This window comes from Croceibacterium segetis, assembly GCF_011320115.1.
Lineage (GTDB): Bacteria > Pseudomonadota > Alphaproteobacteria > Sphingomonadales > Sphingomonadaceae > Croceibacterium_B > Croceibacterium_B segetis.
Genome location: NZ_JAANOZ010000001.1, coordinates 15,806 through 41,733, shown reverse-complemented (window position 1 = coordinate 41,733; position 25,928 = coordinate 15,806). Strand labels below are relative to the sequence as shown.

Genomic DNA, 25,928 nt, shown 5'->3' with positions numbered 1-25,928 from the left:
CGGGCTCTATCGCAGCGCAGCGAGCCTGCAGGCGGGCAGCGCCGCCGTTCCGGAAACCTTGCGCTTCGCGCCGATCTTCACCACCAGCCTGCATCTCTATGCCGACTCGGGGCCGCTGATCCCCCAAAACCGCCTGCTCAAGGACACGCGACTCTCGCAGACGGTCGAAAACCTCGGCGATCGCCGCCAGGGAATGACCGACAGCGCCGGGCTCACCCCGCCGCGCTACCAGCCAGCCCATCGCGACCCGATCGGGCGGAGGCTGATGGTCGAACTCCGCAAGCTTTTTTTGGCGGTTGGTCGCGCCTAACTTTCGTTAGGTAATTCTTGGCCGCTTGACAGATCTTCCGCGCGATTGCCGCGCGGTATAATCTGCCTCGAACAGGTGACGGCCCAAATCCGCAGGACCCCCTTCCGACCGGGTGCGGGACAGACCCTGGCAACGGTCCTTCCGGGACCCTGACCCCGGAAGTAAACGGGGCGGGAGCTTGTCTCCCGTCCCGTCGACCCGTTTCCGCCTCGGGCGAGAGACCAGGCGCCCTCCGTTAGGCCGATAGTAACCAAGACCTGCGATGGCTCGATTCCACGGGTGCCGACAGCGGCGCCCTGCGCGAGGCTGATCGTCGAACTTATGGAATTGTCCAGTTTCTTCAGGAGCCGCCAGAGCGCCGCCACGCAGCAGGAAAGCGGTGTGAGCGCCGCCGCCGGTGTGATCACCGCGGCGGATTCGGCGGCGCGGCTCGGCGTGCTCGACGATTTCGAACAGGCCGGGATCGGCTGGATCTGGGCGACCGACAGCGACAACCGGCTGATCTACATTTCCGACAGCGCCGGCCAGAAGCTCGGCCGTCCGGTGCTCGAACTGCTCGGCCACCCGCTGATCGAGCTGTTCGCGACCGATGCCGACAACCCTGACGAGCGCTCCGACCGGCCGCTCAAGTTCCAGCTTTCCGCCCGCAACAAGTTGAACGACCTGATCATGCGCTTCGCCGCCACCGAAGAGGCGGGTCAGGGGCGCCGCGTCTGGTGGTCGTTCTACGGCCATCCGAAATTCGACAAGAGCGGCAAGTTCCTCGGCTATCGCGGCAGCGCCAGGGACGTGACGGTCGAATACGAGCGCAAGCTCGAGGACAGCCGCCTGGCCGAATACGATTCGCTCACCGGCCTCGCCAACCGCCATCGGATGACCCGCCGGCTGGAGGGCATCCTCGCCGCCTACAAGGGCGCCAAGCGCAGCTGCGCGGTGATGATGCTCGACCTCGACCGCTTCAAGCACGTCAACGACTCCATGGGCCACCCGGCGGGCGACGAGCTGCTGCGCCAGGTGGCCGAGCGGCTGCGCAACATCATCGGCGATCGCGGCGAGATCGGCCGTCTCGGCGGCGACGAGTTCCAGGTGATCCTGCCCGACCTCGACGACCGCGGAAAGCTCGGTGAGCTCGCCGGCAAAGTCATCCAGATCGTCAGCCAGCCGTACCCGATCGACGGCAAGCGGGCGATCATCGGCACCTCGGTCGGCGTGGCCGTGGCGCCTTACGACGCGCTCGAGAAGGACGAGATGGTCCGCGCCTCCGACCTTGCGCTCTATGCCGCCAAGAAAGGTGGCCGCGGCCAGTTCCGCTTTTATTCGGCCGACCTCAAGGACGAGGAGCAGGAGCGCCAGCTGCTGCTCGACGACCTGCGCGAGGCCCTCGCCGAGGACAAGCTCGAGCTGCACTACCAGCCGGTCGTGCGCACCGCCGACAACGTGGTCGTCGGCTTCGAGGCGTTGATGCGCTGGGAGCACGAGGAACGCGGCTTCGTCAGCCCGGCGGTGTTCATCCCCGCAGCCGAAGAGGGCAACCTCATCAACCAGCTCGGCGAATGGGCGCTCAAGATCGCCTGCCGAGCCGCGGTGAACTGGCCGAAGACCGTGCGCGTGGCGGTCAACGTTTCGGCCGTGCAATTCGCCAACCCGGCCTTTCCCGACATCGTCACCCAGGCGCTCGCCGCCTCGGGCCTCGAGCCGAACCGGCTCGAGCTCGAGCTGACCGAGAGCGTGTTCATGGGCGACAGCGAAACGGTCGACGAGACCTTCAAGGCACTCAAGCTGCTCGGTGTGCGCCTCGCGCTCGACGACTTCGGCACCGGCTATTCCTCGCTCAGCTACCTGCGCTCGGCGCCGTTCGACAAGATCAAGGTCGACAAGAGCTTCGTCGATTCGTGCACCCAGAAGGACCACAACAGCGCCAAGATCATCACCGCGATCATCAGCCTCTCCGAAGCGCTGAGCATGGAAACCACGGTCGAGGGCGTCGAGGCGTTCGACCAGCTCAAGCTGGTGATCTCGAAGGGGGCCAAGTTCGTTCAGGGGTGGATCTACTCGAAGGCGCTGCGCCTGACGGAGATCGAGGAAAAGATCGCCAACAAGGACTTCAAGATCGAGCCCGAGGGACCGGAAATTCACCGCCCCGAACGGCGCAGCGTGTTCCGCCGCATCGGCGTGATCCACGACGACCACCGCTACGAGGCGGTGATGCGCGACCTGAGCAAGACCGGCGCCAAGATCGAGGGCCTGATCGGCGTGCCCGAAGGCACCGGCCTCGTGCTCGACCTCGGCGGCGGCCAGCTCGCGGTCTGCATGGTCACCCGCACGCAGGACGCGCAGATCGCGGTCGAGTTCGAGACACCGCTGGTCAGCGACGGCGCTGGCGGCCTGGTTACCCGCCATCGCGTCAGCCCTTACGCACTCGCCGCCGCGGGCATGCCGCTGGCCACGCTGCCGCAGGGCAACTACCCGCTGCAGCAAATCGCCGGCCCGCCCAGGTCGAAGCCGCAGTTCATGCAGGTGACCGTCAGCGGGATGGCCTGACCGCGCCAGCCGCGCGGACTCCAGCAATCGTCCCGCTCCGCGGGCAAAATCCGTTCAGGAACCTAGCGGCCACCGGAACCGTTGCGCAGGAAACAAAACGGAGAGCCGATATGCTTTGGACCATCGCTGTCATTCTCGTGATCCTGTGGGCCTTGGGATTCCTCGCGTTCCACGTCGGCGGTGGTCTGATCCACCTGCTGCTTGTGCTCGCTGTGATCGTGATCATCTGGAACCTCGTTACGGGGCGCCGGAGCGTCTAGTCCGCGCCGGTCACCGCGCGTGACCGGCGCTTTTCGGGAGCACGGCCGATGTCGATCGGGCTAATCCTCGTCATCATCGTGGTGATCGCCCTGCTCGGCGGCTTCAGTGGCCGGTTCGGCGGCTACGGCTACGGCTACGGCCACCGGGGGACTGGCATCCTCGGCCTGATCCTGATCATCGTGCTGGTGCTATGGCTCCTGGGGCGGATCTGACGGCTCGCTAGGCGAGCAACCGGCCCAGTCCGCGCCTGAGATCGCTCGCCGCCTGCGTGGCTAGCGCGGTGTCCGGCACCATCTCGAAGGCATGGATCGCCCCGGGGTAGACGTGCAGCTCGCACGCCACCCCGGCGTCGATCAGACGCCGGGCGTAGGCGAGGTCCTCGTCGAGGAACAAGTCGAGCGCGCCGGTGGCAATATAGGCGGGCGCAAGGCTGGAAAGGTCGTCGGCAAGCGCGGGTGAGAACCAGCCCTTGCGCGCGTCGGCCGGCGAGTAGTCGCCGCGCAGGGCTTCCCAGCCGAAGCGGTTCTTGTCGCGGGTCCAGATCCATTCCCCGGTGTGGCGGTTGTTATGCGCGCACTCGGGGCCGCCGGTGCGCCAGTCGAGCATCGGGTAGACCAGCACTTGCCCGGCAAGCCGCGGCCCGCCCCGGTCGCGGGTCATCTGCGCGAGGCTGGCGGCCAGTCCGCCGCCCGCGCTTTCACCCATCACCACGATCCGCGCAGGGTCGACCCCGAGGTCGCTTGCATGATCCGCCAGCCACAGCAGCGCGGCGTAATTGTCCTCCTGCGGGCCCGGAAACGGCGTTTCGGGCGCAAGCCGGTAATCGACCGAAACCACCACCACGTCGTGCTCGAGCGCCAGCGGGCACTTGGTCACGGTCGCCGTGTCGGCCACGCCGACCACCATCCCGCCGCCGTGGATATGCAGGACCGCCCCGCGACCGGTGTTTTCACTGGGCGGATTCATCACCACCAGCCGCACCTCGGGCCCATGCTCGCTCGGCGCGAAGGCCTCGGTCACCGGAAAGGGCGGCGGCGGCAGGTCCGCCGCGGAGAACAGCGGGTTATTGCGGATCTCCTCGAGCGTCTCGTCGGTAAGGTCGAGCGCCGGCATCTCGAGCATCGCGGCGATTTCCGGATCGACCAGGTGGCGTGTCCTGTTCATGCCGCGAGGGCCCATGCAGACGCCGGGTCATCGTCGTTATCGGCGCTGTCCTCCGGCCTATGAGGCGCCGCCCGCGTGCGCCGCATCCGCAAACGCGCGCGCCCCCGCAGCAGCAACGATCCGCGCAGCGCCAGCCAGCGCATCGCCGCCCGCCCCCGCGCCACCGCCGCCAGCGCATAAACGAACACCATCGTGTCGAGATAGACCGTGAGGTCCCACGCGTAGAGCGAGAGCAGGTCGAACGAACCGAACGCGATCACCGTCTCGGCCGACAAACAGATGCCGACCAGGATCATCAGGAAAATCACTTGCCGCCGATCCATCGCGGCGACCTTTGCGAGCGGCCGTTCGACGAGCGTGGCGCTGAGCCAGCGACCGAGCGCAGAATCCGGCGCCAGCTTCATCACCAGCATCGTAACGATGAATACCGCGTAGCCAAACATGGACCCCCTCCCCTCACTCCGGCGCGATATGGAAGATGCGTTCGGCGTTGCCGTGACACAAGGCATGGCGCTCATTGTCGGTGCATACGAAGGCTTCGATGAACTTCACCGCCGGTTCCATCGGCTGGTAGGGGTAGTCGATCGCCCACATGACGTTGTCTATGCCGAGCTTGTCGATCGAATAGCGCAGCGCCAGGGGGTCCTCGACGCCGCTGTTGGTGATCACGAAGTTGTCCTGGAAATACTCGGCCATCGAACGCTTGGTCCTCTTCGCCCGGCCGGCCTTCTGCGCGCGGGTGTTCATGAAATTGAGACGCCAGAGCCAGAACGGCACCGCTTCGCCCATGTGGCCGATGCAGACCTTCAGGTTCGGGAATTCGTCGAATACGCCGCCGGCCATCATCCGCACCGCGTGGGTGCCGACTTCCATGCCGTAGCCCCACATCGCCGAGTCCATCCCGTAGTCCTGCAGCGGGCCCTTGAAGCCGTAGGAGGCGGCGCGCGGGTGGATATAGAGGCAGCGATCGAGCGCCTCGGCGGCTTCGAGGATGGGCCAGAACTTGGGATCGTCGAGGTATTCATCGTAAGTGTGTGAGTTGACCATGAAGCCGTTGAGTTTCAGGTCTTTTATTGCCCGCTCCATCTCCTTCGCCGCGCGCTTAGGGCTGTGCGGAGCGAAGCTGGCGAGGCCGGCGAATCGCTTGGGGTATTTATGGGTCAGACCGGCCAGCCGGTCATTGGCGAGCACCGCCAGCTCGTGCGCGGTGTCGGCGTCGAACATCTGCACGCCGGGCGCGGTGAGCGCCAGGAGATGCATGTCGACGCCGTATTCATCCATCTGTTTGAGGCGGGTATCCTCGGCGTCGAGCAGGCCGCCAAGGAACGGGAACGCGTCGTAACCCGGCTCGCCCGGCTCGACGCTGTAGATGCCCTTGACCAGCAGTTTGTCGAGACTTTGCGAAGGGCCGTTGCCGACTTTCTTGAGCTCGGCGGCGACTTCGGGGATCGACCAGGCTTCCTCGGTGGCGATCAGGCGCATTCGTCTCTCCTGTGGCGTTTGCCGAAGAGTAGCGGTTGGCGGCGCGAGGGCAATGCTCCTCAACCGAGCCGCGAAGGTGTCACTCCGAAGTGCTTGCGAAAGGCGGCGATAAAGGCGCTGGTCCCGGCGTACCCCGCCTCCAGTCCGGCTTCGGTGGCCGAGGCGCCGCTGCCAAGCATGGTGGCGCCCCGGAGCAAGCGTAGCCGCTGGCGCCAGCGGCTGAATGGCAATCCGGTCTCTGCCAGGAACAGCCGCTGGATCGTCCGCGCGCTCGCCCCCGCCGCGCGCGCCAGCTCAGGCAGCTCGGCCGGCGAAGCCGGGTCCGCCAAGAGCCGATCGGCCAGCCGCAGGGCGCGTGGGTCGCGCGGCAGCGGCAATTGCAGCGGGAGCACGCGCGCCTGCGCGATGAGGTCGAGCGCGACCGCGGACAGGCGCATGCCCGCATCGTCCGTAGCGTCGATTGGGCAGCGCTCGACCAGTTCGAGGGCCAGTTCGCGCAGTAGAGGGGTGACGTCGAGAGCGCAGCATTCGCCGGGCAGCCCTCCGCTCATCTCGGTGGGGAAATAGAGCGTGCGCATCGCGAAGTCGCCGAGCCCGTGAATCTCGTGCTCGGTCCCGCCGGGCACCCAAACGGCACGCGCCGGCGGAACGATCCACAACATGCCGCCCGCCCTTACCCGCATCACCCCAGCGGCGGCGTAGATCAGCTGGCCCCAGTGGTGGCGGTGCGGCCGGATGTGGAAACCGCCGTAATAGGTCGCCGCCAGGCAGCGGATCGCGATGGCCATCGGCTCATTGCGCCTGGTCGAGGTAGAACTCGTTGCCGTCGGGATCGACGAACATCGCCATGTAGCCCCCCCACGGCATTTTGCCGGGGCCCATCGTGAAGCGAACACCCTTGCCGGCGAGATCCGCGTGCGCGGCGTCGAGGTCCGCCACCTCGAAGCCGATGCCGGTGTTACGGTTGCCAGTGCCGTGGACTTCCTCGGCCCCTTCGGCCAGCGAGAAGCGCATGTCGCCGACTTTGAAGGAGGCGAAATGCATCTCGGGTTCGCTGAACTGGAACTCGAAGCCCATTGTGTCACGGTAGAAGGCGATCGCCGGCTCGAGCGCTTTCACGCCGACGATCACGTAACCGATCCTGCAGTCCATGCTTTGTCTCCCCCGGAGAGTTGAGGAGGTGACAATACCGCCCGGTGGCGAGACGCGCTATCGCAGGAATGGCAAATTGTGTCGCACAGGCGCCAAACGCCCAAGCTTGCCGCCACTTGAGGGGCGGCCTACCCTTGCACGCCATGCCCAAGCCCGCCCCCGCGCCGGAAGATGCCAGCTGGACCTCCGCCGGCCTCGGCAAGCGTGAGGCCTTGCGCGAGTGGCGCGAGTGGGCGGCGAGCACGATCGCGCCGATCGAGGTCACTGTGTTCGACCCGAACAGCTTCGCCGCGCGCTGGGCCAGCCACGGCATCGGCCAACTGAGGATGCTCCAGCTGCACGCCCCGGCGCAGCGAGTGACGCATACGGGAGCGGAAGGCTCGAGCGGGCGCGCGGCGCCGTCGATCCAGCTGGTCTATGCCCGGCGCGGCACGCTCAAGACACTGATGGGCGGCAAGCGCTTCACGGTCGAGCCGGGCCAGTTCGTGCTGCTCGACAACACCCGCTTCTACCAGATGGAAATGGACACCGAACACGAGGCGCTCGACCTGATGATGCCGCAAGGCTGGCTCGAGAAGTACCTGCCCGACCCCGAGGCGCTGCTCGCGCGGCCGATCGAGGCTCGGCAAGGTTGGGGCGCGCCACTCGGCGCCTTGCTTGAGACCATGCTGACGAGCCTAGATGACGCGCCGCTGCCGCGCCCGCTGATCGCCGAACAAGTGGGCCACCTGCTCGGCCTCGCTACGGGCTTCCACGAGCCAGCCGAAAGCAGCCGACACCGCGGTCAGCTCGCGCGGCAGATCCTCCGCCGGATCGAAAGCGGCTACGCGGACCCCGAGCTGTCGCCCGAGGTGGTCGCCGGCAAGATCGGCATTTCCAAGCGGTACCTCCAGACCCTGCTCGCCGGCAGCGGCACCAGCTTCGTTCAGGAATTGAACGCCACGCGGCTCGACCGGGCGAGCGACCTGCTCTCCGACCCGCGCGCCGACGGCTTGCCGGTGTCCGAGATCGCCTTTCGCGCGGGGTTCCTCGATGCGGGCTACTTCACCCGGCTGTTCCGCAAGCGCTTCGGCATCACGCCGCGCGAATGGCGCGCCGGGCATGCGCCCCAATCCTGATTTGCCGACGGCGGGACAACGGGTTACGGTATCGCCCGAGATGAGTCAGCGGGAGTGGATTCACATGCGTTATTGGGTGTTTGGCGTCGCCGTGGCGGCCATGTCGGTGGGTGCGGGCGCGCAGAATTCGGCGTGGGGTTTCTTCGGCGGACCGGGCCAGGCCTCGGGCGCAGGGGTGCAGGCGGCCGATGGCTCGCAGCTTCTGATCAAGTGCGACAAACCGGGCAAAAAGCAGGTCTTCGCGGTCGTCGTCGCCACCACCAACCAGGCACGGCCGCTGCCGAGCAACCAGTACGAAAGCTTCCCCGTCACCCTGCGGATGGATGACAAGCCAACCTGGGACGACAACTGGCGCTTCAACGACAAGTTCGCGATGGCGGTCGACCAGGGCAACACCCGTTCGCTGAGCCGGCTGCTCGAGCAGTTGGCCGACGCCAAGACCGTCGAGGTGCGGCTCAAGCCGATCGAGCACAGCATCTACAACACCAAGTTCGACGTCGCCGGCGCACGCGAGGCGATCGCCAAGGTTTATTCCGACTGCGGGGACAAGAACCCGCTCGGCTGAGGCCAGGACAACCTGGAGAAACAAGACAAAAGCTCCTGCGCTTTTGTCCTGTTGGCGATGCGCGTGAATCCTTGCCCGAGTGAGGCGCAGAGGCGTAACCTCTCCACACATGAGGAGTCCCCCTGACGATGCCACAAAGGCGCGGGGCTTCGTGGAGAGGTTGCCCTACCGATGAGCGAACAGAAGTCTTTTCCGCTACCGAGCGACCTGAAGGTCGTCCCGGGCACCGAGGCCGCGCAGGCGGCTTACCCTTATTACACCCAGTTCGTGCCCGAGGATGACCAGAAGTTCTGGTTTTACAACTCGATGCACTTCCCCGAGCCGATGCATCATTTCGATATGATCACGGCCGAGGCCGCGTACGTGGCGCTGGGCGCGTTCAACACCCGCGTCCACGTGCTGCCGACCGCCAAGGGTATCGACCACCGGGTGATCAACGGCCGCGTCTACATCGGCGGCGTGGCGGTGACCGACCCCAAGGAGATCGCCGAGCGCGTCGAGCAGTTCCAGCAGCGCGCCTTCTACTACTACGAGCACTGGGAACGGCTCTACGACCAGTGGAAGGTCAAGATGAAGGCGCTGATCGCCGATGCGCAGGCGCTGCCCAAGCCCGAGTTGCCCGACTACGAACCGATCGAGACGACCCACACCGGCAAGGGCGTCGCATCGAACCACGCGCTGCTCGATATCTACCAGAAGCAGGTCGAAGGGTACCACCGGATGTGGCACCACCACTTCGAGTTCCTGCTGCTCGGCTACGGCGCGTACATGACCTTCTTCGATTTCTGCAAGAAGGCCTTCCCGGAGATCAGCGACCAAGCGATCAGCCGGATGGTCGCGGGGATGGAAGCCGAGATCTTCCGCCCCGACGAGGAAGTGAAGCGGCTCGCCCGCCGCGCCGTCGAACTGGGCGTCGACCAGCATTTTACTGACAACATGAACATCGACCAGGTGCTGGCCGATCTCGACAAGGTCAGCAACGCGGGCAAGGAATGGCTCGGCGAGCTAGAAACCAGCCGCAATCCGTGGTTCAACGTCAGCTCGGGTGACGGCTTCTACCACTATCACCGCAGCTGGAACGACGACCTCTCGCTGCCGTTCGCGGCGCTCCCCGGCTATATCGAGAAGATCAAGGCCGGCGCCAATATCGAGCGCCCGACCGCGCAGCTGATCGAGGAACGCAACCAGCTGGTCAGCGACTATCGAGAACTGCTCGACACCGACGAAGATCGGGCGACTTACGACCAGCTGATCGGCCTCGCCCACCGCGTGTTCCCATACGTCGAGGGCCACAAATTCTACTGCGAGCACTGGTACACGAACCTGTTCTTCAACAAGATCAGGGAGTTCGGTGCCTTGCTCGCGAAGAATGACTTCTTTGGCCCCGAGGGCAAGGAGGACGACGTTTTCCACCTCACGCAGTACGAGCTCGAGAGCGCGATCATCGACCTGATGCTCGGCTGGGGCGTCGGCGCGACCCCGCGCGGCCCGCAGCACTGGCCGGCGATCGTCGCCCAGCGCAAGGCGGCGATCGAGGAATGGGGCAAGCACACCACCTCGCCCGCATTGGGCGCGGTACCCGATGTGATCGATGATCCGGCGATCGTGATGCTGTGGGGCATCACCCGCGAAAACCTCGATTCCTGGCTTAACGAGGGCTCCGACGCCAACCCCAACGAATTGAAAGGCTTTGCCGCTTGCAACGGCGTGGTTGAAGGCGTGGCCCGGGTGGTCAAGTCGGTCGCCGAGATCGGCCGCATCCAGCAGGGCGATATCCTCGTCTGCCAGGTGACCAACCCGACCTGGAGCCCGATCTTCCAGAAGATCGGCGCCGCGGTCAGCGATATCGGCGGGTCGATGAGCCACATGGCCATCGTCGCGCGCGAATACGGCCTCCCCGCCGTGGTCGGGACCGGCAGCGCAACGACGAAGATCAAGGACGGCCAGCGCATCCGCGTCGATGGCGGACGCGGGATCGTCACGATCCTTCAGGATGAGCCGGTCCTGGAAGACGCATGAGCGCGGTCGCCTGGTTCAAGGATGTCGGCATCGCCGACCGACCGACCGTCGGCGGCAAGGGCGGCTCGCTCGGTGAGCTGACCCAGGCGGGCATTGCGGTGCCGCCCGGGTTTGTCGTGACGACCAGCGCGTTCGAGACCTTTCTCGAAGCGATCGAGGCGCGGGCGCCGGTGCGCGAGAAGGTCACCGCGCTCGATCCGAACGATCTCGGCGCGGCGACCAAGCTCTCCGAGGAACTGCGCCGTCGGGTCATCGAGGAACCGATGCCGGCCGAAGTCGAGCGGGCGATCCTTTCCGCGCACGCCGAGCTTACAGATGGCGTGACGCCCGTCGCGGTCCGCTCGAGCGCGACCACCGAAGATGCCGAGGACGCCAGCTTCGCCGGCTTGCAGGACACCTTCCTGTGGGTCCTCACCGGCGCCGACATGGTCACCAAGGTGCGCGAGTGCTGGGGCAGCCTCTATTCGGTCGAATCCATGACCTACCGCCGCAAGCAGGATTTCCCCGAGGACGGGGTGGCGATGGCGGTGGTGATCCAGGCGATGGTCGACGCGCGCTGCGCGGGGGTTATGTTCACGCGCAGCCCGACGACCGGCGACAAGTCGGTGATCACCATCGAAGGCGCGCCGGGGCTCGGTAGCGCGGTCGTCTCGGGCGAAGTCACGCCCGACCGCTGGGTCGTGGGCAAGATCACCGGCGAGATCAGCGTGCGGGACATTTCCGACAAGCACGCCAAGCAGGTCCCGGCCGAAGGCGGGGGGATCAAGGAAGTCGAGTTGTCCGGCGCCGAGCGCTCGCAGCCTTGCCTCAGCGACGAGGAACTGCTGGCGCTGCGCGAAGTCGGCCGCAAGGTCGAGCGGCACTATGGCAAGCCGCAGGACATCGAGTGGGCGATCGACAAGGCGGGCAACTTGCTGCTTCTGCAATCGCGCCCCGAGACCGTGTGGGCGACCAAGGATGCGCTGGCCCCAGTCAAGCCGCCCGAGGATAACCCGCTCAAGCACGTGATGAGCATCTTCGGGGGCAAGAAGTGAGCCTGACGGCCGCCGACATCGCCGAAATCGCCCGGCTGCTCGACGAAAGCCACTTCACCGACCTCAAGCTCGAGACCGGCGGCCTGAAGCTGCGCATTCGCCGCGAGGGTGGCAGCTGGGCGCCCCGTTACCATGACGAAGAGGACGAGATCGCCGAGACGCCCTCCCCCGCGCCCGAGCCGATGCCGCTCGGCCAGGAAGCGGGCGCCGCGCGCGCGGGCGAGGTCGATGTGCCCGCGCCGCTGCTTGGCAACTTCTACGAAGCCCCGCGCCCCGGCGATCCGCCGTTCGTCCAACCGGGCGACGCGGTGACCGAGGAAACGGTGATCGGCATCATCGAGGTGATGAAGCTCATGAACCCGATCCGCGCGGGAGTGGCCGGCACGGTCGTCGCGCTGCTCACGCCGAACGGCAGCGCGGTCGAGGAAGGCCAGGCGCTGATCCGGGTCAAGGTGCGCTAGCATGGCCACGCTCCAGATCGTCGAAACCTCCTTGCGCGACGGCAACCAGTGCCTGTGGGGGGCGCTGGGGGTCGATACCGCCAAGACGCTGACCGTCGCCCCGCTGATGGAGCGCGTCGGCTATCGTGCGATCGATTTCACCACCAGCACCCACATGGGCGTGGCGGTCCGCTACAAGCAGGAGGACCCGTGGGAGCGGATCCGCGCGATGGGCCAGATCTGCCGCAACACGCCACTGCAATTCCTCTCCACCGGCTTCCGCTTCATCGCGTGGGAGACCGCTTCGCCTGAGTTCATGGAGCTCGCCTTCCGCACGCTGGCGACCAACGGCATCCGCCGCTTCGCGCTCGCCGACCCGACCAACGATGCCGCTTCCAATGTCGAAGTTGCCAAATTGGTTAAGCGTGCCGGTGGCGAACAGGTCATTGGGGCACTCGTTTACTCGATCAGCCCGATCCACGACGACGCGCACTATGCCGCAGCCGCCCGCACGCTGGCCGCAAGCCACGACGTCGATGCGCTCTACATCAAGGACCCGGGCGGCCTGCTCACGCCCAAGCGCGCGCAGACGCTGATCCCGGCGATCCTCGCCGAGATCGGCGACAAGCCGCTCGAGCTGCACAACCACTGCACGATCGGCCTTGCCGAACCGGCGTGCCTCGAAGCCGCCGACCTCGGCGTCGCCGCCGTGCAATGCGCCAGCGGCGGGGCGGCCGACGGCACCAGCAATCCGCCGATCACCCGGATGATCGCCAACCTCAAGGCGATGGGCCACACGGTCGACATCGACGAGGACGCCGCGCGCGAAGTCGCCGAATACTTCACCGCGCTCGCCGAGGCTGAGGGGCTGCCGATGGGCAAGCCGATGCACTTCGACGCCGCCTACTTGCGCCACCAGCTCCCCGGCGGAATGGTCGGGACGATGCGCCGCCACCTCGCCGACCACGGCGTGCCGGAGCTCGAAGGCAAGGTGATCGAGGAAATGGGCCAGGTGCGCGAAGAGCTCGGTTGGCCGATCGTGATGACCCCGTTCGCGCAGATGCTGCAGACCCAGGCGGTGCTCAACGTCACCGGCAAGGAGCGCTACGCGGTGATCCCCGACGAGATCATTCGCTACGCGCTCGGCAAGTTCGGCCGGCCCAACGTGCCGATCGCCCATGAGGTCATGGACAGGATCATGGCCAATCCGCGGACGAAAGAGCTGCAGGCCGAGCCGGGCATGGCCGAATTGTCCGACCTCAGGAAGCGCATCGGCAAGAACCTGTCCGACGAGGAATTCCTCCTGCGCGCGACGATGCCGGCCGAAATGATCGACGCGATGAAGGCCAAAGGGCCCGCGCCCCGCGAGTACGACCCTTCGACCGTGGCGCTGATGAACCTGCTGCGCGACCTCTTGAAAAGGACCGACGTGACCGAGCTGCAACTGGAGAAGGACGACTTTAAGCTGGAGCTCGCGGCCCGGTGAACGCTCCCGCCAAAGCCCCCAAGGGCTTCATGTTCGACCTCGACGGGACGCTGATCCTGTCGAACCGCAAGCTCGGCAGCTACGAGGTCATTCCTGGCGCGGTCGAGGTCCTGAACGAGCTCGAACGGCGCGGCATCCCATACCTCGCGCTGACCAACGGCAGCGCTTATTCAGCTTCGAAGCAAGGCCCCCGGCTGCGCGAGGTCGGACTGCCCATCATCGACGGGCACCTGTTCACCCCCAACTCGGTCGCCGGCAAGGTCTTCGCCGAGCGCGGCTACCGGAACGTGCTGGTGCTCGGCACACCCGGCGTGGTCGAGGCGCTCGAAGGTCACGGCATTCGCTGCACCCAACCAGGCGACCCGGACGCGGCCAGCGCCGACGCGGTCTATACCGCCTGGCATCCCGAATGCTCGATGGCAGACATCCACGCCGCCGCCGGCCGCGTGCTCGACGGCGCGCCCTTCTACACCGCCTCCGACGTACCGTTCTTCGCCACCAAAGAAGGCCCGGCTTTCGGCTATTCGTGCGCCATCAACGGCGCCATCCACCGCGTAACCGGGGTCGAGCCGCAGGTCACCGGCAAGCCGAGCCAATTGGCAATGGACTTCGTCGCCGCCCGGCTCGGCCTGCCCGCCAGCGACATCGCGGTGATCGGCGACGATCCCAAGGTTGAGATCGAAATGGCCGTCGCCGGCGGGGCCATCGGCGTAGGCGTCGCCAGCGGCACGACCAACCGCGAACAATGGGCCGCGCAAGGCCGCGAACGGCGGCCGGACCTGGTGATCGAAAACGTCGGCGAGCTGCTCCAAGGCGGATGGCTATCGTCCTAGCCAGCCGCGCGTCAGGTTGTCGGCGAACAGCAGCACGAAGAGGATCGCCAGCCACACGAAGCCTGCAGCGAGCGCGAGCCGCTGCAGTCCCTCGCGGACCCTTAGCTCCATGAATATCCAGGCGACGATCGCCGTCTTAGCCATGGCGATACCGTAAGACACGAACGGCAGCGCTTTCCCAAGCGGCGCGAAGCTGGCGGCCACTGTCAGGGCCAGTAGCGCGAGCAGCGCGGCCCAGGCAAAGAGGATGATGCGCGCCGCCTTCATCGCGCCAGGTAGAGCGTCGGGTAGAGGAACACCCAGATCACATCGACAAGGTGCCAGTAGAGCGCGGCATTACCGGCGAAAACGGCGGAAGTGTCGCGCCGGGCGGTGCCGAACGGCCAGATCAGCGAGGCAAGCAAGGTGAGCCCGCCGAGAACGTGCAGCGCGTGCAGCCCGGTCGCGGCGAAATAAAGGTCCATGAAAAGCGCGTGCGGACCGCCGCGCAGCTTGGCGGCAGACAGCTGGGGCACCACTCCGTCGCGGTATTCAAGCCCGTACTCCATGAACTTGATCGCCAGGAAGGTCAGTCCGAGCGCGAGAGCCCCGAACAGTAGATATTTCGCCAGCCTGGCGCTGCCGGCCTTCACTGCCTCAACCATCAGCGCGACCAGCGCGCTCGAGGTCAGCAGCACGGCGGTGTTGATGCCGCCGAGCCAGTAATGCATCTCTTTCGAGGCTTTTGTGTACTCGGTCGAATGCTCCGCGCGCAGCACGAACAGCGCGGCGAACAGCCCGCCGAAGATCAGCACTTCGGTGGCCAGGAAGATCAGCATGCCGAAGTGATCGGCCTCGCGCTGGCGCTCGAGCGTGGGGAATTGAGGCTGCAGGCGGCTCACCTCAGCCATCGTCCTGCTTCGCGTTCTGCGTGCGCGGCTCCGACTGCTCGCCGCGGCCGCCGACCGGGTAGCAGTAGGCTTGTTTGTCGACGATCGGCACGGTCTCGAAGTTGTGCTTCGGCGGCGGCGAGGGCGTGGTCCATTCGAGCCCGGTCGCGCCCCACGGGTTCGGCCCCGCCGGCTTGCCGTAGCGCAACGACCACAGCAGGTAAGTGAACGGCAGCAGATAGCCCAAGGCAAGGATCGAGGCGCCCACCGAGCTCATCACGTTGAGCGGCTGGAACGCCTCCGGATAGACGTGATAGCGCCGCGGCATCCCCTCGTAGCCGAGCAGGAACTGCGGCGTGAAAGTCATCACGAAGCCGGCGAAGATCAGCAGCGCGGCGAGCCGCGCCCACAGGTCGTTGTACAGGCGCCCGGTGACCTTCGGCCACCAGAAGTGCAGAGCCCCGAAAAAGGCGCTGACGCTGCCGCCGACCATGATGAAATGGAAATGGGCCACGACGAAGTAAGTGTCGGTCACGTGCACGTCGATGCTAAGCATCGCCAGCATCAGCCCGGTCAGCCCGCCGATCGTGAACAGGCCGATGAACCCGAGCGCGTAGAGCAGCGGACCGTCGATGACGATGTCGCCTTTGTGCAGCGTCGCGGTCCAATTGTAGACCTTGATCGCGCTCGGCACCGCGACGAGAATCGACAGGAACGAGAAGATCGCGCTGGCATAGGGCGACTGGCCGCTGACGAACATGTGGTGGCCCCAGACCATGAAGCCGATCACCGCGATCGCGATCGCGCTGCCAGCGACGAACCAGTAGCCGAAGATCTGCTTGTGCGCCGCGTTGGTGATCAATTCGCTGACCACCCCCATCGCCGGCAGCACCATGATGTACACCGCCGGGTGGCTGTAGAACCAGAACAGGTGCTGGAACAGCAACGGGTCTCCGCCCAGACGCGGGTCGAAAATACCGATGCCGAACACGCGCTCGAGCGCGACCAGCAGCAGCGCTATAGTCAGCACCGGGGTTGCAAGCACGAAAATCACCGCAGTCGCATAATGCGCCCAGACGAACAGCGGCAGCCGCCCCCAGGTCATCCCCGGGCAGCGCAGCTTGTGCACCGTGACGATGAAGTTGATCCCCGTGAGGATCGACGAGAACCCGCTGATGAATACCGCGGTCACCGCCATGAACACCGCGCCGTTCGAATAGGTCGAGGAGAACGGCGTGTAAAACGTCCACCCGGTGTCGACTCCGCCGAGGACGACCGTCGCCAGCGTCGCGAGCCCGCCGAGGGCGAAGATGTACCAGCTGGCGAGGTTGAGCCGCGGGAAGGCGAGGTCCTTCGCGCCGATCATCATCGGCAGCAGGAAATTCCCGAACGTCGTTGGGATCGACGGGATGAGGAAGAACCACACCATGATGATCCCGTGCAGCGAGAAGGCCCGGTTGTAGCCGTCGTTGCTCAGCAGGTCGGGCGCGGGGGTCAGCAGGTCGAGCCGGATCAGCGCCGCGGCGATACCGCCGCAAAAGAAGAAGAAGGTGATCGAAATGAGGAAAAGGATCGCGATTCGCTTGTGATCGGTCGTCAGCAGCCACGAGCGCAGCGAATGGCCCTCGGCGAGGTAGGAAACCCGCTCCACCGCGGTGTCGGGAATCGGCTCTTGCGACATGCGCGGGTTCACGTGTGACGTCGCTTCGCTCATCGGTCGCCTCCCGCACCCAGCGAGCGGATATACGCCTCGAGCTGGGCGACCTGTTCTTCGTCGAGCACGCTGCCGAACGGCGGCATGAGCGGCTCGTAGCCGGCGGCGACCTGCTTGTTGGGCAGCATGATGCTGTCATGGATGTACTGATCGCCGGCGCGGACGATGCTGCCGTCGGCGAGCGGCACGGGCTTACCGTAGAGACCCGCGAGCGGTGGCGCGCGCACTTGCGCATCCTGTCCTTGGGCATTGCCGCCGTGGCATCCCGCGCAGCCGAGCCGGTCGAATAGCGTGTGGCCGAGCTGCGCCAGGCTGCGGTCGGCGCCGGCCTGCGCCTGCCAACCCGCGAAATCGGCCGGCGTCTGCACCACCAGCCGTCCGCCCATCACGCTGTGATCGGTCCCGCAGAACTCGGCGCAGCGCAGCGGGAACGTGCCGGTGTCGGTCGCCGCGAACCACTCCTGCGTGTAGCGCCCCGGCAGCACGTCCTGCTTGATGCGCAGCGCGGGCAAATAGAGACTATGGATCACGTCCTGGCTGGTCATCGTCAGGCGGATCGGGCGGCCGACGGGCACGTGCAGCTCGTTGATCTCGCGTTGCCCCCCGGCGTGCTGGAATTTCCACATCCACTGCTTGGCGATCACGTCGATCGTCAGCGCGTCATCGGGCGGGCTCTGCTGATCGAGAAACATCTTCGTCGACCAGACATAGAATCCCATCACCAGCAGGAACGGGATCGCCGCCCACGCTGTCTCGAGCCACACGTTGCCCGCCTCGCGCTGGCTCCGGTCGGCCTTGCGCCCGTGGCGGTAGCGAACCAGGTAGACCGCCGAGAGGATGAACACCGGCGCCGCGAGCAAGGCGACAAGAATGCCGAAGCTGCCGATCAGCCAGTCGACATGTTCGGCATGGAGCGAGGCTTGCGTGGGCCAGAAATGCAGACTCATGCCGTCCTCCGCCGCCGCGAGAGGAGGAGAATGGCGAGCGCGATCAGCAGCACCGTGGCGACCCCTGCAAGGCGCAGGGCCTTTGTGATCGCCAGCGAATAGCGGCCGGTCTGTGGATCGTAGTGGAAGCACAGCAGCAAGATCTGCTGCATCACCCCGCCGCTGCGTCCGGCGCTCGCTTGCGTCACCGCCGCCTGTAGCTGCGCAGAAGTGGGCGCGAGACCGTAGAGCCAGCTCGACATCCGCCCGTCGGGCGTCAGCACCGCCGTGCCCGACAGGTGCGCGTACTGTCCAAGCTGGTCGGACCAGGCATAACGATAGCCCAGGGCATCGGTGACGGCGTGGATCGCCTGTTCGCTACCCGTGAGCGCGGCCGGTTGCCAGACGGCGTTCGGGCGCTGCGCGGCGAGCCGCTTGAGATCGTCGCCCGCCTGCGCCGACCCTTCGCGCGGGTCTATGCCGAGGGCGACGATGGCGAAGTCCCGCCCCGGTTTGTACTTCGGTTGCCCGTCGATCGCTCCGGCGATTCCCGCAAGCGTGACGCCGCAGATGTTCGGGCATTCGTGTTGCACAGGCGTAATCAGCAGCGGCTTGCCGGCGGCGAGCTGGCGCAGCGTGACCGGCTGACCCGCCGACGTGACAAAGGGCCCGTCCAGCGGGATTGAGGCGCCGGGCTTCTCGACGATCGAGGCGGCCTTGAACGGATCGTTGGGATCGACCGCACCGGCCGCCAGCATGGCGGCGGCCACAAGCGCGAGAAGGCGCGCGATCATTGCCGCGCCTCCGCCCGTTTCATGGCCGTGTCGGCGCGCGAAGGTGGGGCGTCGGCCTCACCCCAGCCTTGCTGAACGACAGCGCCCATGGCCGCATCGAGCGCCGACCCATTGGGTGCGGGATGCACCCGTTCCAGCGCCGCCCGGTCGGCTTGCGGAGCGGCCTCGAGTGGCGGACCCGCGGTGTGGAAGCGCGCCTTCGCTGCGTCCGCGAGCAGGGGCACGCGCGGCTTGTTCGCACCGACGAACCAAAGCACGCCCGCGACGCTTAGCAACAGCACCGCCAGGGTGCCGACGAGGCCCAGAGCGACCCAGCGCGGCGGCGCATCGCGGGCTTCGAAGGCGTTGTCCGCGGCAACCTTCCACGCGCCGCCCTCGCCCTTGCGTTGCGGGCGTGTGTTAGGATGGAGGCCGGGAACCATGCCGCTCATGCCGCCGCCTCCGCGAGACGCGCGGCGCGCAGCAGCGAGGCGACCGCGAGGCAGCCGAGCCCGGCGAGCGCCAGCAACCACGCCAGCACCGCCAGCCCGCTCCGACCCGGGAGCGCGAGCCAGGCGAATTCGATCGCCTTGCCCGCCAGCACAGCCGCGGCGCAAAGGCCGAGCCCGCGCGGGCTTCGGCGCGCTTGCGGCGCCAGGAGAGCGAACATCGGCACCCCGCCGAGGACCGAGGCGGCGACAATGGCCGCCACCCATCCGCTGCCCCGCCGCGCGAGATACCACCCCACGCCGTCCGGCAGGTTGCCCGACCAGACGATCAGGAAGGGCATGAACTGGAAATAGGCCCACAGCAGCAGGAGCGTCAGCAGCAACCCGCCGAGCACCCCGGTGTGGCGCGGCTTGCCGGCGGCAAGGCGAAGAAGGATCATCGCCGCGAGCCCCGCGCAAACGTCGAACACGATCACCTGTGCCCCGAACGCCGAGGAGGCGAACTTGGGGTCGAGCGTCATCAGCCAGTCGGTCGCGACGAAATTGTCGGCCAGCACCACGGCGATCAACAGGCCCGCCGCGACGCCTTCGCTCATCGGCGCCGCGGCGCGCGCGGCGATGAGCCCGGCGAGCGCGAACCAGCCGACCGTCCGCGCGGCGAAAAACGGCGGGTTGAGCCACACCCCGGCGAACGCCGAATGCGGCGGCGCGCCGAACCACGGGTAGATCGCCGCCATGCCGATCACCACCGGGACGAATACGAGCGCGGCGAGCGGCCACAGTGCGCCGAGCAGCCGCGCGGGGCCGCGCAAGTCCTCGGTCCATTTGCCCGAGATCAGCGGCATCATCAGCAGCAGGATCAGCCCGCCCGCTGGCAATCCGGCGATGAATGAAACCGCGCCGAGCCAGCCGGTGAGCGCCTCGCGCGGGCCGGCGAGCACGAGCAGCAACGCGGCCACGGCGCCCAGCGCGCCGAGCGCGCCGAGCCACCGCTCGCCGCGACGGATCACGGCTGGCTCTCCGGCTGAGCCTGCTGCAACACGCGGGTGTACGCCGCGATCGCCCAGCGGTCCGGTGGCGCAACCCGGTCGGCGTAGGAGTACATCACGCCGTAGCCGTTGGTGATCACGTCGTAGACATGTGACAGCGGGGCTTGCCGCAGCCGCGCGGAGCGCAAGTCCGGCGGATGCGGAAAGCCCCGCGCGGGGACCACGCCGTCACCCGATCCGTCGTAGGCGTGGCACGGGGTGCAATATATGCCGAAGCGCTCGCGGCCGCGCTCGACCAGCGCCCTGGTCAGCGGCGGACGCTGCGCAGCGGCGATCTGCTGCGGCAAGTCCTGCGCCACGGTGCCCTCGGGCGGGTGTTGCATCGCCATCCGGGCAGGATAGAGCGGGCTCGCCTCGTATTCGTCGTAGCGCGGCTGCTGGACCATGTTCTTGCACCCGGCGAGCGCGAGCAGGAGGAGGATTGCGACCCGCCTCATTCCGGCAACTCCCCGCCCACCTTCTCGACCGAGGCCGGGCCTTGCCGGTCCAGCGCCGCGCGAGCTTTGCCCTCGTCGCACCCATCCAGCGCCAGCGAGACGAAGAAGCGGTTGTCGCTCGCGAGGTGGAAACGCGCCGCGTCGAACAGCGGGTAATGCAACCGCGGCAGGTGGTTCTTGGCGAACATCGTCGCGATGCCGGTGAGCACCGAGCACAGCACCATCACCTCGAACACGATCAGCATGAACGCCGGCACGGCGATCAGCGGCCGGCCGCCAACGTCGAGCGGATAGGCCCAGTTGGCATAAGCCTGGATGCCGAAACCCGCCACGGCCCCCACGATGCCGCCGACCAGGAACGCGTGCGGCACCGTGCGGTCGGTGAAACCGAGCGCTTCCTTCATCCCCTTGACCGGGAACGGCGAGTGCAGCTCGACCCGCCAACCTTCCTCACGAAGCGTCTTCGCTGCCTCGAGCATCGGCTTGGGCTCGGCGAATTCAGCGACCAGGAAGGCGGGCTCGCGCTCAGCCAGCGGACTTCTCCCCCTCTTCAAGCGCTTCCTTGATCTCAAATTGCGAGATCACCGGCAGGAACCGCACGAACAGCAGGAATGCGGCCATAAAGAAGCCGATGAAGCCGAGATAAAGCGACCAGTCCCAAAACGTCGCGTGGAACAGGTTGACCGAGCTTTCGAGCCAGTCGCGGTAAAGCGAGGTGACCAGCAGCATGTAGCGCTCCATCCACATGCCGACCGCGACGCTGAGGCCGATCAGGAACGCCGGGATCGCCGCGACGCGCACCTTGCGCCACCACAACAGCTGCAGCGGCACGAAATTGAAGAACACCGCGCCCCAGAAGCTCCACCAGTAGGGACCGGTGAAACGGTCGATCAGCGTTTGGTACTCGTAGCTGCCGGCGTAGAGCGCGGTGAACACCTCGGCGACGTAGCCGAAGCCTGTCAGCAGCCCGGTCGCCAACGTCATCCGCCCGAGCATGTCGAGGTGCCGGTCGTTGACCAGATCCTTGAGGCCGAGAAGCGAGCGGACCATTACCGCCAGCATCGTCACGATGGCGAAGCCCGAGAACGCCGCGCCGAGCACGAAGTAGGGCGGGAACAAGGTCGAGTTCCACCCCGGGATCGGCCCGGCGGCGAACAGCATCGAGATTTCCGAGTGCACCGACACCACCAGCGGCACCGCGATCGCCGCGGTGATCACGTAGGCCTGGCGCCAACGCACCCAATGCCGTCCGCTCCCCCGCCAGCCGAGCGCGAAAATCCCGAAGAACACCTGCCAGCGCCGCTTTGCCGCCCGGTCGCGCGCGGCGGCGAGGTCGGGGACGATGCCGATGTACCAGAAGCAGATCGAGACGATCAGGTAAGTCAGAACCGCGAAGAAATCCCACGTAAGGGGACTGCGGAACTGCGGCCACACACCCATCGTGCTGGGATAGGGTGCCATCCAGTAGAAAAACCACGGCCGCCCCAGGTGGAGCACCGGGTAGAGTCCGCCGCAGGTCACCGCGAACAGCGTCATCGCCTCGGCGAAGCGGTTGAGCGAGTTGCGCCAGTTCTCCTGCATCAGCAGCAACATGGCGGAGATTAACGTGCCGGCGTGGCCGATCCCGAGCCACCAGATGTAATTCGAGATGGGAAAGCCCCAGCCGACCGGGATGTTGTTGCCCCAGATGCCCGGCCCTTTGATCAGTAGCACGACCACCGAGACCACCAGCAGTCCTACCAGCAGCATCGAGATGCCGAACAGCACCGCCCAGGCGACCGGCGCCGGGAAGTGCGGCGGGATCGACACCACCTCGCCGGTGATCCGGTGATAGCGGCCGGTGAGATTCTTCTCGCTCATGCCTTGCGCCCCTTGCGGATGCGCGCGAAATAGGTGGTGCGCGGGCGGGTATTGGCCTCCTCCAGCAGCGCGTAATCGCGCGGATCGGCCTTGCGGCGCGAGACTTCGCTGGAGCCGTCGGCGAGGTTGCCGAACACGATGGCGTTGGTCGGGCAGACTTGCTGGCAGGCCGTCTTGACCTCGCCCATCGGCCGCCCCTCGGCATCGGCGCCGATCTTCTCGCGCTCGATCCGCTGGATGCAGTACGTGCATTTCTCCATCACCCCGCGGTCGCGCACGGTCACTTCGGGATTGCGCGCGGCGCGCAGCACCGGAGGGTCCTCGCGGGTGTAGTCGAGCCAGTTGAAGCGGCGGACTTTGTACGGGCAGTAGGCGGAGCAGGTGCGGGTGCCGATGCAGCGGTTGTAGACCTGCAGGTTGAGCCCGTCGGGGCTGTGCACGGTGGCGTTGACCGGGCAGCCCATCTCGCACGGGGCGTCCTCGCAATGCATGCACGGCACCGGCTGGAACGCATGCTGTGGATCGTCCGAAGGGCCATCGGCGTAGTGATCGACGCGCAGCCAGTGCATCTCGCGGCCCTTGTGGACCTGGTCCTTGCCGACCATCGGGATGTTGTTCTCCGCCACACAGGCGGTGACGCAGGCGTTGCAGCCGATGCACACGTCGAGGTCGATCGCCATGCCCCAGGCGAGGCCGTCCGTGCGCGGCTGCGGGGGGTACATGTTCGGCTTGGGCGGGGTTTTCGGAACGCCCTCGCCCGCGTGGCCGACGAACTTGACGAAGTCGTGTCCCGCCATCGTCGTGTGCGGCTGGGTCGTGGCCAGCGGGTAGCTGCCATCGAGCGCGCGCAACCGTGCGCCGGCGCGCCGCCACGGCGAGGCGCTGCTCCGCAACTGATAGGCGTCGAACCCCATCCCCTCACCCACCTGGCCGCCCGCACGGCGGCCGTAGCCGAGGTGGACCAGCACCGTCTCGTCGGCGATGCCGGGGACGATCCATACCGGGCCGACCACCCTCGCCTGTCCGACCGACAGCTCGGCGCGCCGTTCGTTTTCCAGGCCAAGCCGCGCGGCGAGCGTGGGACCGATGTGGATCGCGTTGTCCCACGTCAGCTTGGTCAGCGGCTTGGGCAGCTCCTGCAGCCACGGATTGTGCGCGAACTGCCCATCGTGGACGGTCGGGTCGGGCAGGATCACGAGGTCGAGGCCGCGCTCGGCGTCCCCCTCGTGCGGTAGAGGGTCGGGGGAGAGGTCCGCCCCTGTTGGTGCTCCTCCCTCTCCCGCAAGGGAAGAGGACTTCATTGAACCGCGCAGCAATGCGTCCTGCCAGCGCGCATCGTCGTCGGTCGCGTTCCAGCTTGCCTGCACCAGCGCTCGCGCCTCGCTCCGGTCTCCGGCGAGTAACGCCAGGACCTCATGCCGCGAACGCACATCGAGGAACGGCCGCACCAGCGGCTGGACGATGCCGGCCGAACCGTCAGCGGCGCGCACGTCACTCCAGCTCTCCAGCGGATGCGCCAACGGCAAGTGCCAGTGCGCCAGTGCGGCGGTCTCGTCGGCGTGCGGGCCGGCATGGAGGCGCAGCGGCACCTTGGCGAACGCCTGCCTGAATCCGAGATCGGGCGGCGCGCTATAGGCGGGGTTGCTGTCGAGCACGAACACCGCTTGCGCCTCGCCGGACCGCATGGCTGCCACGAGCGCGGTCAGGTCCTCGGCGTCGGGGTTGACCGCGGCAAAGCCCAATGGGCGCGGCGCAGCGATTGCCGCGTTGAGCGCTGCAACCTGTTCGTGGAGCGGAGGCGGATGGTGCGCTCCGAGCAGGATTAGCGCAGCGTTTCTGTGCCGGCGTAGCTCCGCGACCGCGGTTTGCAGCCACGCCTGCTCGCGCGCGTCGAACGTTCCTCCTTTCGCGCCACCGTCGAGCTCTTCGGCCAGACCGGCCAACAGCGCCGGAATTCGGCCGTGACGGGCGATCAACCGCTCGCTGGCGGAGACTCCGGTGAGCGTCGGGACGGGCTCGGCGACGAACAGCAGCGCATCACCCTTCCCTTCTTGGTAGGCCCGCCGACGCGCCGACCAGCCGCGCGCGTGGATTGTCTGCAAGGGCCCCGCGCCGAGCGGATCGGAATCGAGCGCCACAAGCGCCTCGACCTTGTCGAGCGGCAGCACCGGCTGCGGGACCGTTCCCGCAAGCGGCGCATGGACGTGCCAGCGCATCGCCGGCCAGCTCGCGCGCAGCTCGGCGATCTGCCGCAGCAGCGTCGGCGAACCAACGGGCCCGGTGAGCAAGTGAAAGCCGCCGCCCGCGGCTTCGTCGAGTCGCCTCGCCAGCTGGAACAGTGCGGCTTCCGCCTCGCCCCATGTGGCGGGCGCTCCCTGCCGCAGGGGTGTGGCCGAGCGTGCCGGATCGTACAGCCCAAGCAGCGCCGCCTGAGTGAACGCGTCAGTCGCGCCGAGGCTCGCGGGATGTGCCGGATTGCCCTCGAGCTTGACCGGCCGCCCATCGCGGCAAATGCCGATCACCGGTTGGCCGATTCCATCGAGTTCGACAGCGGTGGCGTAATGCTTTTCAGCGCCGGGGCCGCCGTCCGGATCCTCGACGAACGGCATCGCGGTTTCGTCCGCCTCGCGCCCGCAGCCGTCGAGGCCGGCGAGCGCCAGCGTCGCACCGAGCGTCTTGAGAACGTCGCGCCGCCGCAGATCGAGCGAGGGGAAGCGCTCCTGGAGCAGCGCGAGTGGATCGGCCAGGCTCATCGGTGACAGGTCTCGCAATTCGTCAGTCGGTCGGGATCGAGCCCTTTGTGTCCGGCGATGCGAATTCCGTACTGCTTGAGGAGATTGGGATTCAGACCCGACCAATCCATCCGGGTGACCATTGACGGCGGGCGGAGGGCCCTTTCCGGGTGCCGGTGGCAGTCAACGCAGAAGTCCATCGTGAACGGCTGGGCCCGCCAGGTCAGCGGCATCTCGTCGACGCGCCCGTGACACTCGACGCAGGCGACGCCGTTGACGACGTGTACGTGGTGGTCGAAATAGACGTAATCGGGTAGTTGCGCGACGCGGTTCCACGCTAGCGGCTTGCCGGTGGCATAGCTCTGCCTCACCGGCGCCAGCGCCGGAGCGCCGGTCCATATCTGCGAATGGCAGGTCATGCAGGTGTGAGTGGGCGGCAGGCCCGCCACCGCGCCTGTCTCGGCGCCGGTATGGCAGTAACGGCAATCGATCCCCAGGTCGCCGGAATGGTGACGATGGCTGAAAGGCACCGTCTGATCCTGCACCCAGCCCGCTCGGGTCCAGAAAGTGCCGCGCACCAGTCCCGCCCCGGCCGCGCTCGCTCCGGCGACCAGCAGGAGCGCCCCGCCGAGAACGACGCGCATCCAGGTGTCGGCCGAAGGGGAAAAGATCTGTGGCAGTGCCGGTCCCTGCTTCTGGTCCGCGGGGACATCG

At 66.9% G+C, this 25,928-nt stretch carries 28 protein-coding genes; 11 read left to right on the top strand and 17 right to left on the bottom strand.

The window, feature by feature from the left end; translation table 11 throughout:
• Positions 1 to 58 precede the first annotated feature (58 nt).
• The 4 genes from G7B69_RS00190 (at position 59) to G7B69_RS00175 (ending at position 3,324) form a co-directional block, all read left to right on the top strand.
• Positions 59 to 310 carry a hypothetical protein gene (locus G7B69_RS00190; protein WP_166174841.1) on the top strand — a complete coding sequence of 84 codons (252 nt, stop codon included), beginning with the start codon at positions 59 to 61 and terminating at the stop codon, positions 308 to 310.
• Between the two features lie 381 nt (positions 311 to 691).
• Entirely contained in the window at positions 692 to 2,851 is a 2,160-nt protein-coding gene (locus G7B69_RS00185) for a putative bifunctional diguanylate cyclase/phosphodiesterase (protein ID WP_243414956.1), read from the top strand.
• A 110-nt stretch (positions 2,852 to 2,961) separates the two neighbouring features.
• Complete coding sequence (locus G7B69_RS00180; RefSeq protein WP_166174837.1) at positions 2,962 to 3,111, top strand: lmo0937 family membrane protein; 150 nt, start codon at positions 2,962 to 2,964, stop codon at positions 3,109 to 3,111.
• Between the two features lie 48 nt (positions 3,112 to 3,159).
• Complete coding sequence (locus G7B69_RS00175; RefSeq protein WP_166174835.1) at positions 3,160 to 3,324, top strand: DUF3309 family protein; 165 nt, start codon at positions 3,160 to 3,162, stop codon at positions 3,322 to 3,324.
• A 7-nt stretch (positions 3,325 to 3,331) separates the two neighbouring features.
• Here the strand turns inward: G7B69_RS00175 and G7B69_RS00170 are convergent, their stop codons facing one another.
• Genes G7B69_RS00170 through G7B69_RS00150 form a run of 5 tightly spaced genes read right to left on the bottom strand, consistent with a single transcriptional unit; the run spans position 3,332 to position 6,910 of the window.
• Entirely contained in the window at positions 3,332 to 4,276 is a 945-nt protein-coding gene (locus G7B69_RS00170) for an alpha/beta hydrolase (RefSeq protein ID WP_166174833.1), read from the bottom strand.
• On the bottom strand, positions 4,273 to 4,719 hold the full coding sequence (locus G7B69_RS00165) for a hypothetical protein (RefSeq protein WP_166174831.1): 447 nt from the start codon (positions 4,717 to 4,719) through the stop codon (positions 4,273 to 4,275). The genes G7B69_RS00170 and G7B69_RS00165 overlap by 4 nt, the downstream gene beginning before the upstream one ends.
• Before the next feature lie 13 nt (positions 4,720 to 4,732).
• The gene (locus tag G7B69_RS00160) at positions 4,733 to 5,758 is read right to left on the bottom strand and encodes an amidohydrolase family protein (RefSeq protein ID WP_166174829.1); all 1,026 of its coding nucleotides are present in this window, start codon (positions 5,756 to 5,758) and stop codon (positions 4,733 to 4,735) included.
• 59 nt (positions 5,759 to 5,817) lie between these two features.
• Positions 5,818 to 6,546 (bottom strand): AraC family transcriptional regulator, encoded by a 729-nt coding sequence (locus tag G7B69_RS00155; protein ID WP_166174827.1) that lies wholly within the window; start codon positions 6,544 to 6,546, stop codon positions 5,818 to 5,820.
• Positions 6,547 to 6,550: 4 nt separating this feature from the next.
• The gene (locus G7B69_RS00150; protein ID WP_166174825.1) at positions 6,551 to 6,910 is read right to left on the bottom strand and encodes a VOC family protein; all 360 of its coding nucleotides are present in this window, start codon (positions 6,908 to 6,910) and stop codon (positions 6,551 to 6,553) included.
• Positions 6,911 to 7,053: 143 nt separating this feature from the next.
• Between G7B69_RS00150 and G7B69_RS00145 the strand changes: the two genes are divergently transcribed.
• The 7 genes from G7B69_RS00145 to G7B69_RS00115 all read left to right on the top strand — a co-directional run bounded on the left by G7B69_RS00145 (position 7,054) and on the right by G7B69_RS00115 (position 14,405).
• Complete coding sequence (locus G7B69_RS00145) at positions 7,054 to 8,028, top strand: helix-turn-helix domain-containing protein (RefSeq protein ID WP_166174823.1); 975 nt, start codon at positions 7,054 to 7,056, stop codon at positions 8,026 to 8,028.
• A gap of 64 nt (positions 8,029 to 8,092) precedes the next feature.
• Positions 8,093 to 8,593: a hypothetical protein gene (locus tag G7B69_RS00140; RefSeq protein ID WP_166174821.1), complete on the top strand. Its 501-nt coding sequence runs from the start codon at positions 8,093 to 8,095 to the stop codon at positions 8,591 to 8,593.
• A gap of 171 nt (positions 8,594 to 8,764) precedes the next feature.
• Positions 8,765 to 10,612 (top strand): PEP-utilizing enzyme, encoded by a 1,848-nt coding sequence (locus G7B69_RS00135; protein WP_166174819.1) that lies wholly within the window; start codon positions 8,765 to 8,767, stop codon positions 10,610 to 10,612.
• Positions 10,609 to 11,646 (top strand): PEP/pyruvate-binding domain-containing protein, encoded by a 1,038-nt coding sequence (locus tag G7B69_RS00130; RefSeq protein ID WP_166174817.1) that lies wholly within the window; start codon positions 10,609 to 10,611, stop codon positions 11,644 to 11,646. Before G7B69_RS00135 ends, G7B69_RS00130 begins: the two co-directional genes overlap by 4 nt.
• Positions 11,643 to 12,107 carry an acetyl-CoA carboxylase biotin carboxyl carrier protein gene (locus G7B69_RS00125; RefSeq protein ID WP_166174815.1) on the top strand — a complete coding sequence of 155 codons (465 nt, stop codon included), beginning with the start codon at positions 11,643 to 11,645 and terminating at the stop codon, positions 12,105 to 12,107. The genes G7B69_RS00130 and G7B69_RS00125 overlap by 4 nt, the downstream gene beginning before the upstream one ends.
• 1 nt (position 12,108) lies before the next feature.
• Complete coding sequence (locus tag G7B69_RS00120) at positions 12,109 to 13,572, top strand: biotin carboxyl carrier protein (protein WP_166174813.1); 1,464 nt, start codon at positions 12,109 to 12,111, stop codon at positions 13,570 to 13,572.
• Positions 13,569 to 14,405 (top strand): HAD-IIA family hydrolase, encoded by an 837-nt coding sequence (locus G7B69_RS00115; protein ID WP_166174811.1) that lies wholly within the window; start codon positions 13,569 to 13,571, stop codon positions 14,403 to 14,405. The genes G7B69_RS00120 and G7B69_RS00115 overlap by 4 nt, the downstream gene beginning before the upstream one ends.
• Here G7B69_RS00115 and G7B69_RS00110 read toward each other — a convergent pair.
• Genes G7B69_RS00110 through G7B69_RS00055 form a run of 12 tightly spaced genes read right to left on the bottom strand, consistent with a single transcriptional unit; the run spans position 14,394 to position 25,858 of the window.
• A complete protein-coding gene (locus G7B69_RS00110) occupies positions 14,394 to 14,672 on the bottom strand; it encodes a cytochrome C oxidase subunit IV family protein (protein ID WP_166174809.1) in 279 nt (92 codons plus the stop codon). The genes G7B69_RS00115 and G7B69_RS00110 overlap by 12 nt on opposite strands.
• Positions 14,669 to 15,295 (bottom strand): cytochrome c oxidase subunit 3, encoded by a 627-nt coding sequence (locus tag G7B69_RS00105; RefSeq protein ID WP_166174807.1) that lies wholly within the window; start codon positions 15,293 to 15,295, stop codon positions 14,669 to 14,671. The genes G7B69_RS00110 and G7B69_RS00105 overlap by 4 nt, the downstream gene beginning before the upstream one ends.
• Positions 15,288 to 16,988, bottom strand: a complete 1,701-nt coding sequence (locus tag G7B69_RS00100; protein WP_243414955.1) for a cytochrome c oxidase subunit I — start codon at positions 16,986 to 16,988, stop codon at positions 15,288 to 15,290. Before G7B69_RS00100 ends, G7B69_RS00105 begins: the two co-directional genes overlap by 8 nt.
• Positions 16,985 to 17,935, bottom strand: coding sequence for a cytochrome c oxidase subunit II (gene coxB, locus G7B69_RS00095; protein ID WP_166174805.1), 951 nt, complete (start codon positions 17,933 to 17,935; stop codon positions 16,985 to 16,987). Before coxB ends, G7B69_RS00100 begins: the two co-directional genes overlap by 4 nt.
• Positions 17,932 to 18,708 carry an SCO family protein gene (locus G7B69_RS00090; RefSeq protein WP_166174803.1) on the bottom strand — a complete coding sequence of 259 codons (777 nt, stop codon included), beginning with the start codon at positions 18,706 to 18,708 and terminating at the stop codon, positions 17,932 to 17,934. The genes coxB and G7B69_RS00090 overlap by 4 nt, the downstream gene beginning before the upstream one ends.
• Complete coding sequence (locus G7B69_RS00085; RefSeq protein WP_166174801.1) at positions 18,705 to 19,139, bottom strand: hypothetical protein; 435 nt, start codon at positions 19,137 to 19,139, stop codon at positions 18,705 to 18,707. The genes G7B69_RS00090 and G7B69_RS00085 overlap by 4 nt, the downstream gene beginning before the upstream one ends.
• Positions 19,136 to 20,146 carry a hypothetical protein gene (locus tag G7B69_RS00080; RefSeq protein WP_166174799.1) on the bottom strand — a complete coding sequence of 337 codons (1,011 nt, stop codon included), beginning with the start codon at positions 20,144 to 20,146 and terminating at the stop codon, positions 19,136 to 19,138. Before G7B69_RS00080 ends, G7B69_RS00085 begins: the two co-directional genes overlap by 4 nt.
• Complete coding sequence (locus G7B69_RS00075) at positions 20,143 to 20,622, bottom strand: c-type cytochrome (protein ID WP_166174797.1); 480 nt, start codon at positions 20,620 to 20,622, stop codon at positions 20,143 to 20,145. Before G7B69_RS00075 ends, G7B69_RS00080 begins: the two co-directional genes overlap by 4 nt.
• Positions 20,619 to 21,176, bottom strand: a complete 558-nt coding sequence (locus G7B69_RS00070) for a DUF3341 domain-containing protein (protein WP_166174795.1) — start codon at positions 21,174 to 21,176, stop codon at positions 20,619 to 20,621. Before G7B69_RS00070 ends, G7B69_RS00075 begins: the two co-directional genes overlap by 4 nt.
• The gene (gene nrfD / locus G7B69_RS00065; RefSeq protein WP_166174793.1) at positions 21,148 to 22,482 is read right to left on the bottom strand and encodes an NrfD/PsrC family molybdoenzyme membrane anchor subunit; all 1,335 of its coding nucleotides are present in this window, start codon (positions 22,480 to 22,482) and stop codon (positions 21,148 to 21,150) included. The genes G7B69_RS00070 and nrfD overlap by 29 nt, the downstream gene beginning before the upstream one ends.
• Positions 22,479 to 25,235 (bottom strand): 4Fe-4S dicluster domain-containing protein, encoded by a 2,757-nt coding sequence (locus tag G7B69_RS00060; protein ID WP_166174791.1) that lies wholly within the window; start codon positions 25,233 to 25,235, stop codon positions 22,479 to 22,481. The genes nrfD and G7B69_RS00060 overlap by 4 nt, the downstream gene beginning before the upstream one ends.
• On the bottom strand, positions 25,232 to 25,858 hold the full coding sequence (locus tag G7B69_RS00055; RefSeq protein ID WP_207785913.1) for a cytochrome c3 family protein: 627 nt from the start codon (positions 25,856 to 25,858) through the stop codon (positions 25,232 to 25,234). The genes G7B69_RS00060 and G7B69_RS00055 overlap by 4 nt, the downstream gene beginning before the upstream one ends.
• Positions 25,859 to 25,928: the final 70 nt, after the last annotated feature.

Coding starts and splice junctions, on each gene's coding strand:
- G7B69_RS00160 (WP_166174829.1), bottom strand. CDS start 5,758: ATGCGCCTGATCGCCACCGAGGAAGCCTGGTCGATCCCCGAAGTCGCC.
- G7B69_RS00130 (WP_166174817.1), top strand. CDS start 10,609: ATGAGCGCGGTCGCCTGGTTCAAGGATGTCGGCATCGCCGACCGACCG.
- G7B69_RS00140 (WP_166174821.1), top strand. CDS start 8,093: ATGCGTTATTGGGTGTTTGGCGTCGCCGTGGCGGCCATGTCGGTGGGT.
- coxB (WP_166174805.1), bottom strand. CDS start 17,935: ATGAGTCTGCATTTCTGGCCCACGCAAGCCTCGCTCCATGCCGAACAT.
- G7B69_RS00175 (WP_166174835.1), top strand. CDS start 3,160: ATGTCGATCGGGCTAATCCTCGTCATCATCGTGGTGATCGCCCTGCTC.
- G7B69_RS00110 (WP_166174809.1), bottom strand. CDS start 14,672: ATGAAGGCGGCGCGCATCATCCTCTTTGCCTGGGCCGCGCTGCTCGCG.
- G7B69_RS00075 (WP_166174797.1), bottom strand. CDS start 20,622: ATGAGGCGGGTCGCAATCCTCCTCCTGCTCGCGCTCGCCGGGTGCAAG.
- G7B69_RS00145 (WP_166174823.1), top strand. CDS start 7,054: ATGCCCAAGCCCGCCCCCGCGCCGGAAGATGCCAGCTGGACCTCCGCC.
- G7B69_RS00060 (WP_166174791.1), bottom strand. CDS start 25,235: ATGAGCCTGGCCGATCCACTCGCGCTGCTCCAGGAGCGCTTCCCCTCG.
- G7B69_RS00150 (WP_166174825.1), bottom strand. CDS start 6,910: ATGGACTGCAGGATCGGTTACGTGATCGTCGGCGTGAAAGCGCTCGAG.
- G7B69_RS00100 (WP_243414955.1), bottom strand. CDS start 16,988: ATGAGCGAAGCGACGTCACACGTGAACCCGCGCATGTCGCAAGAGCCG.
- nrfD (WP_166174793.1), bottom strand. CDS start 22,482: ATGAGCGAGAAGAATCTCACCGGCCGCTATCACCGGATCACCGGCGAG.
- G7B69_RS00105 (WP_166174807.1), bottom strand. CDS start 15,295: ATGGCTGAGGTGAGCCGCCTGCAGCCTCAATTCCCCACGCTCGAGCGC.
- G7B69_RS00055 (WP_207785913.1), bottom strand. CDS start 25,858: ATGCGCGTCGTTCTCGGCGGGGCGCTCCTGCTGGTCGCCGGAGCGAGC.
- G7B69_RS00170 (WP_166174833.1), bottom strand. CDS start 4,276: ATGAACAGGACACGCCACCTGGTCGATCCGGAAATCGCCGCGATGCTC.
- G7B69_RS00090 (WP_166174803.1), bottom strand. CDS start 18,708: ATGATCGCGCGCCTTCTCGCGCTTGTGGCCGCCGCCATGCTGGCGGCC.
- G7B69_RS00120 (WP_166174813.1), top strand. CDS start 12,109: ATGGCCACGCTCCAGATCGTCGAAACCTCCTTGCGCGACGGCAACCAG.
- G7B69_RS00155 (WP_166174827.1), bottom strand. CDS start 6,546: ATGGCCATCGCGATCCGCTGCCTGGCGGCGACCTATTACGGCGGTTTC.
- G7B69_RS00085 (WP_166174801.1), bottom strand. CDS start 19,139: ATGAGCGGCATGGTTCCCGGCCTCCATCCTAACACACGCCCGCAACGC.
- G7B69_RS00180 (WP_166174837.1), top strand. CDS start 2,962: ATGCTTTGGACCATCGCTGTCATTCTCGTGATCCTGTGGGCCTTGGGA.
- G7B69_RS00135 (WP_166174819.1), top strand. CDS start 8,765: ATGAGCGAACAGAAGTCTTTTCCGCTACCGAGCGACCTGAAGGTCGTC.
- G7B69_RS00165 (WP_166174831.1), bottom strand. CDS start 4,719: ATGTTTGGCTACGCGGTATTCATCGTTACGATGCTGGTGATGAAGCTG.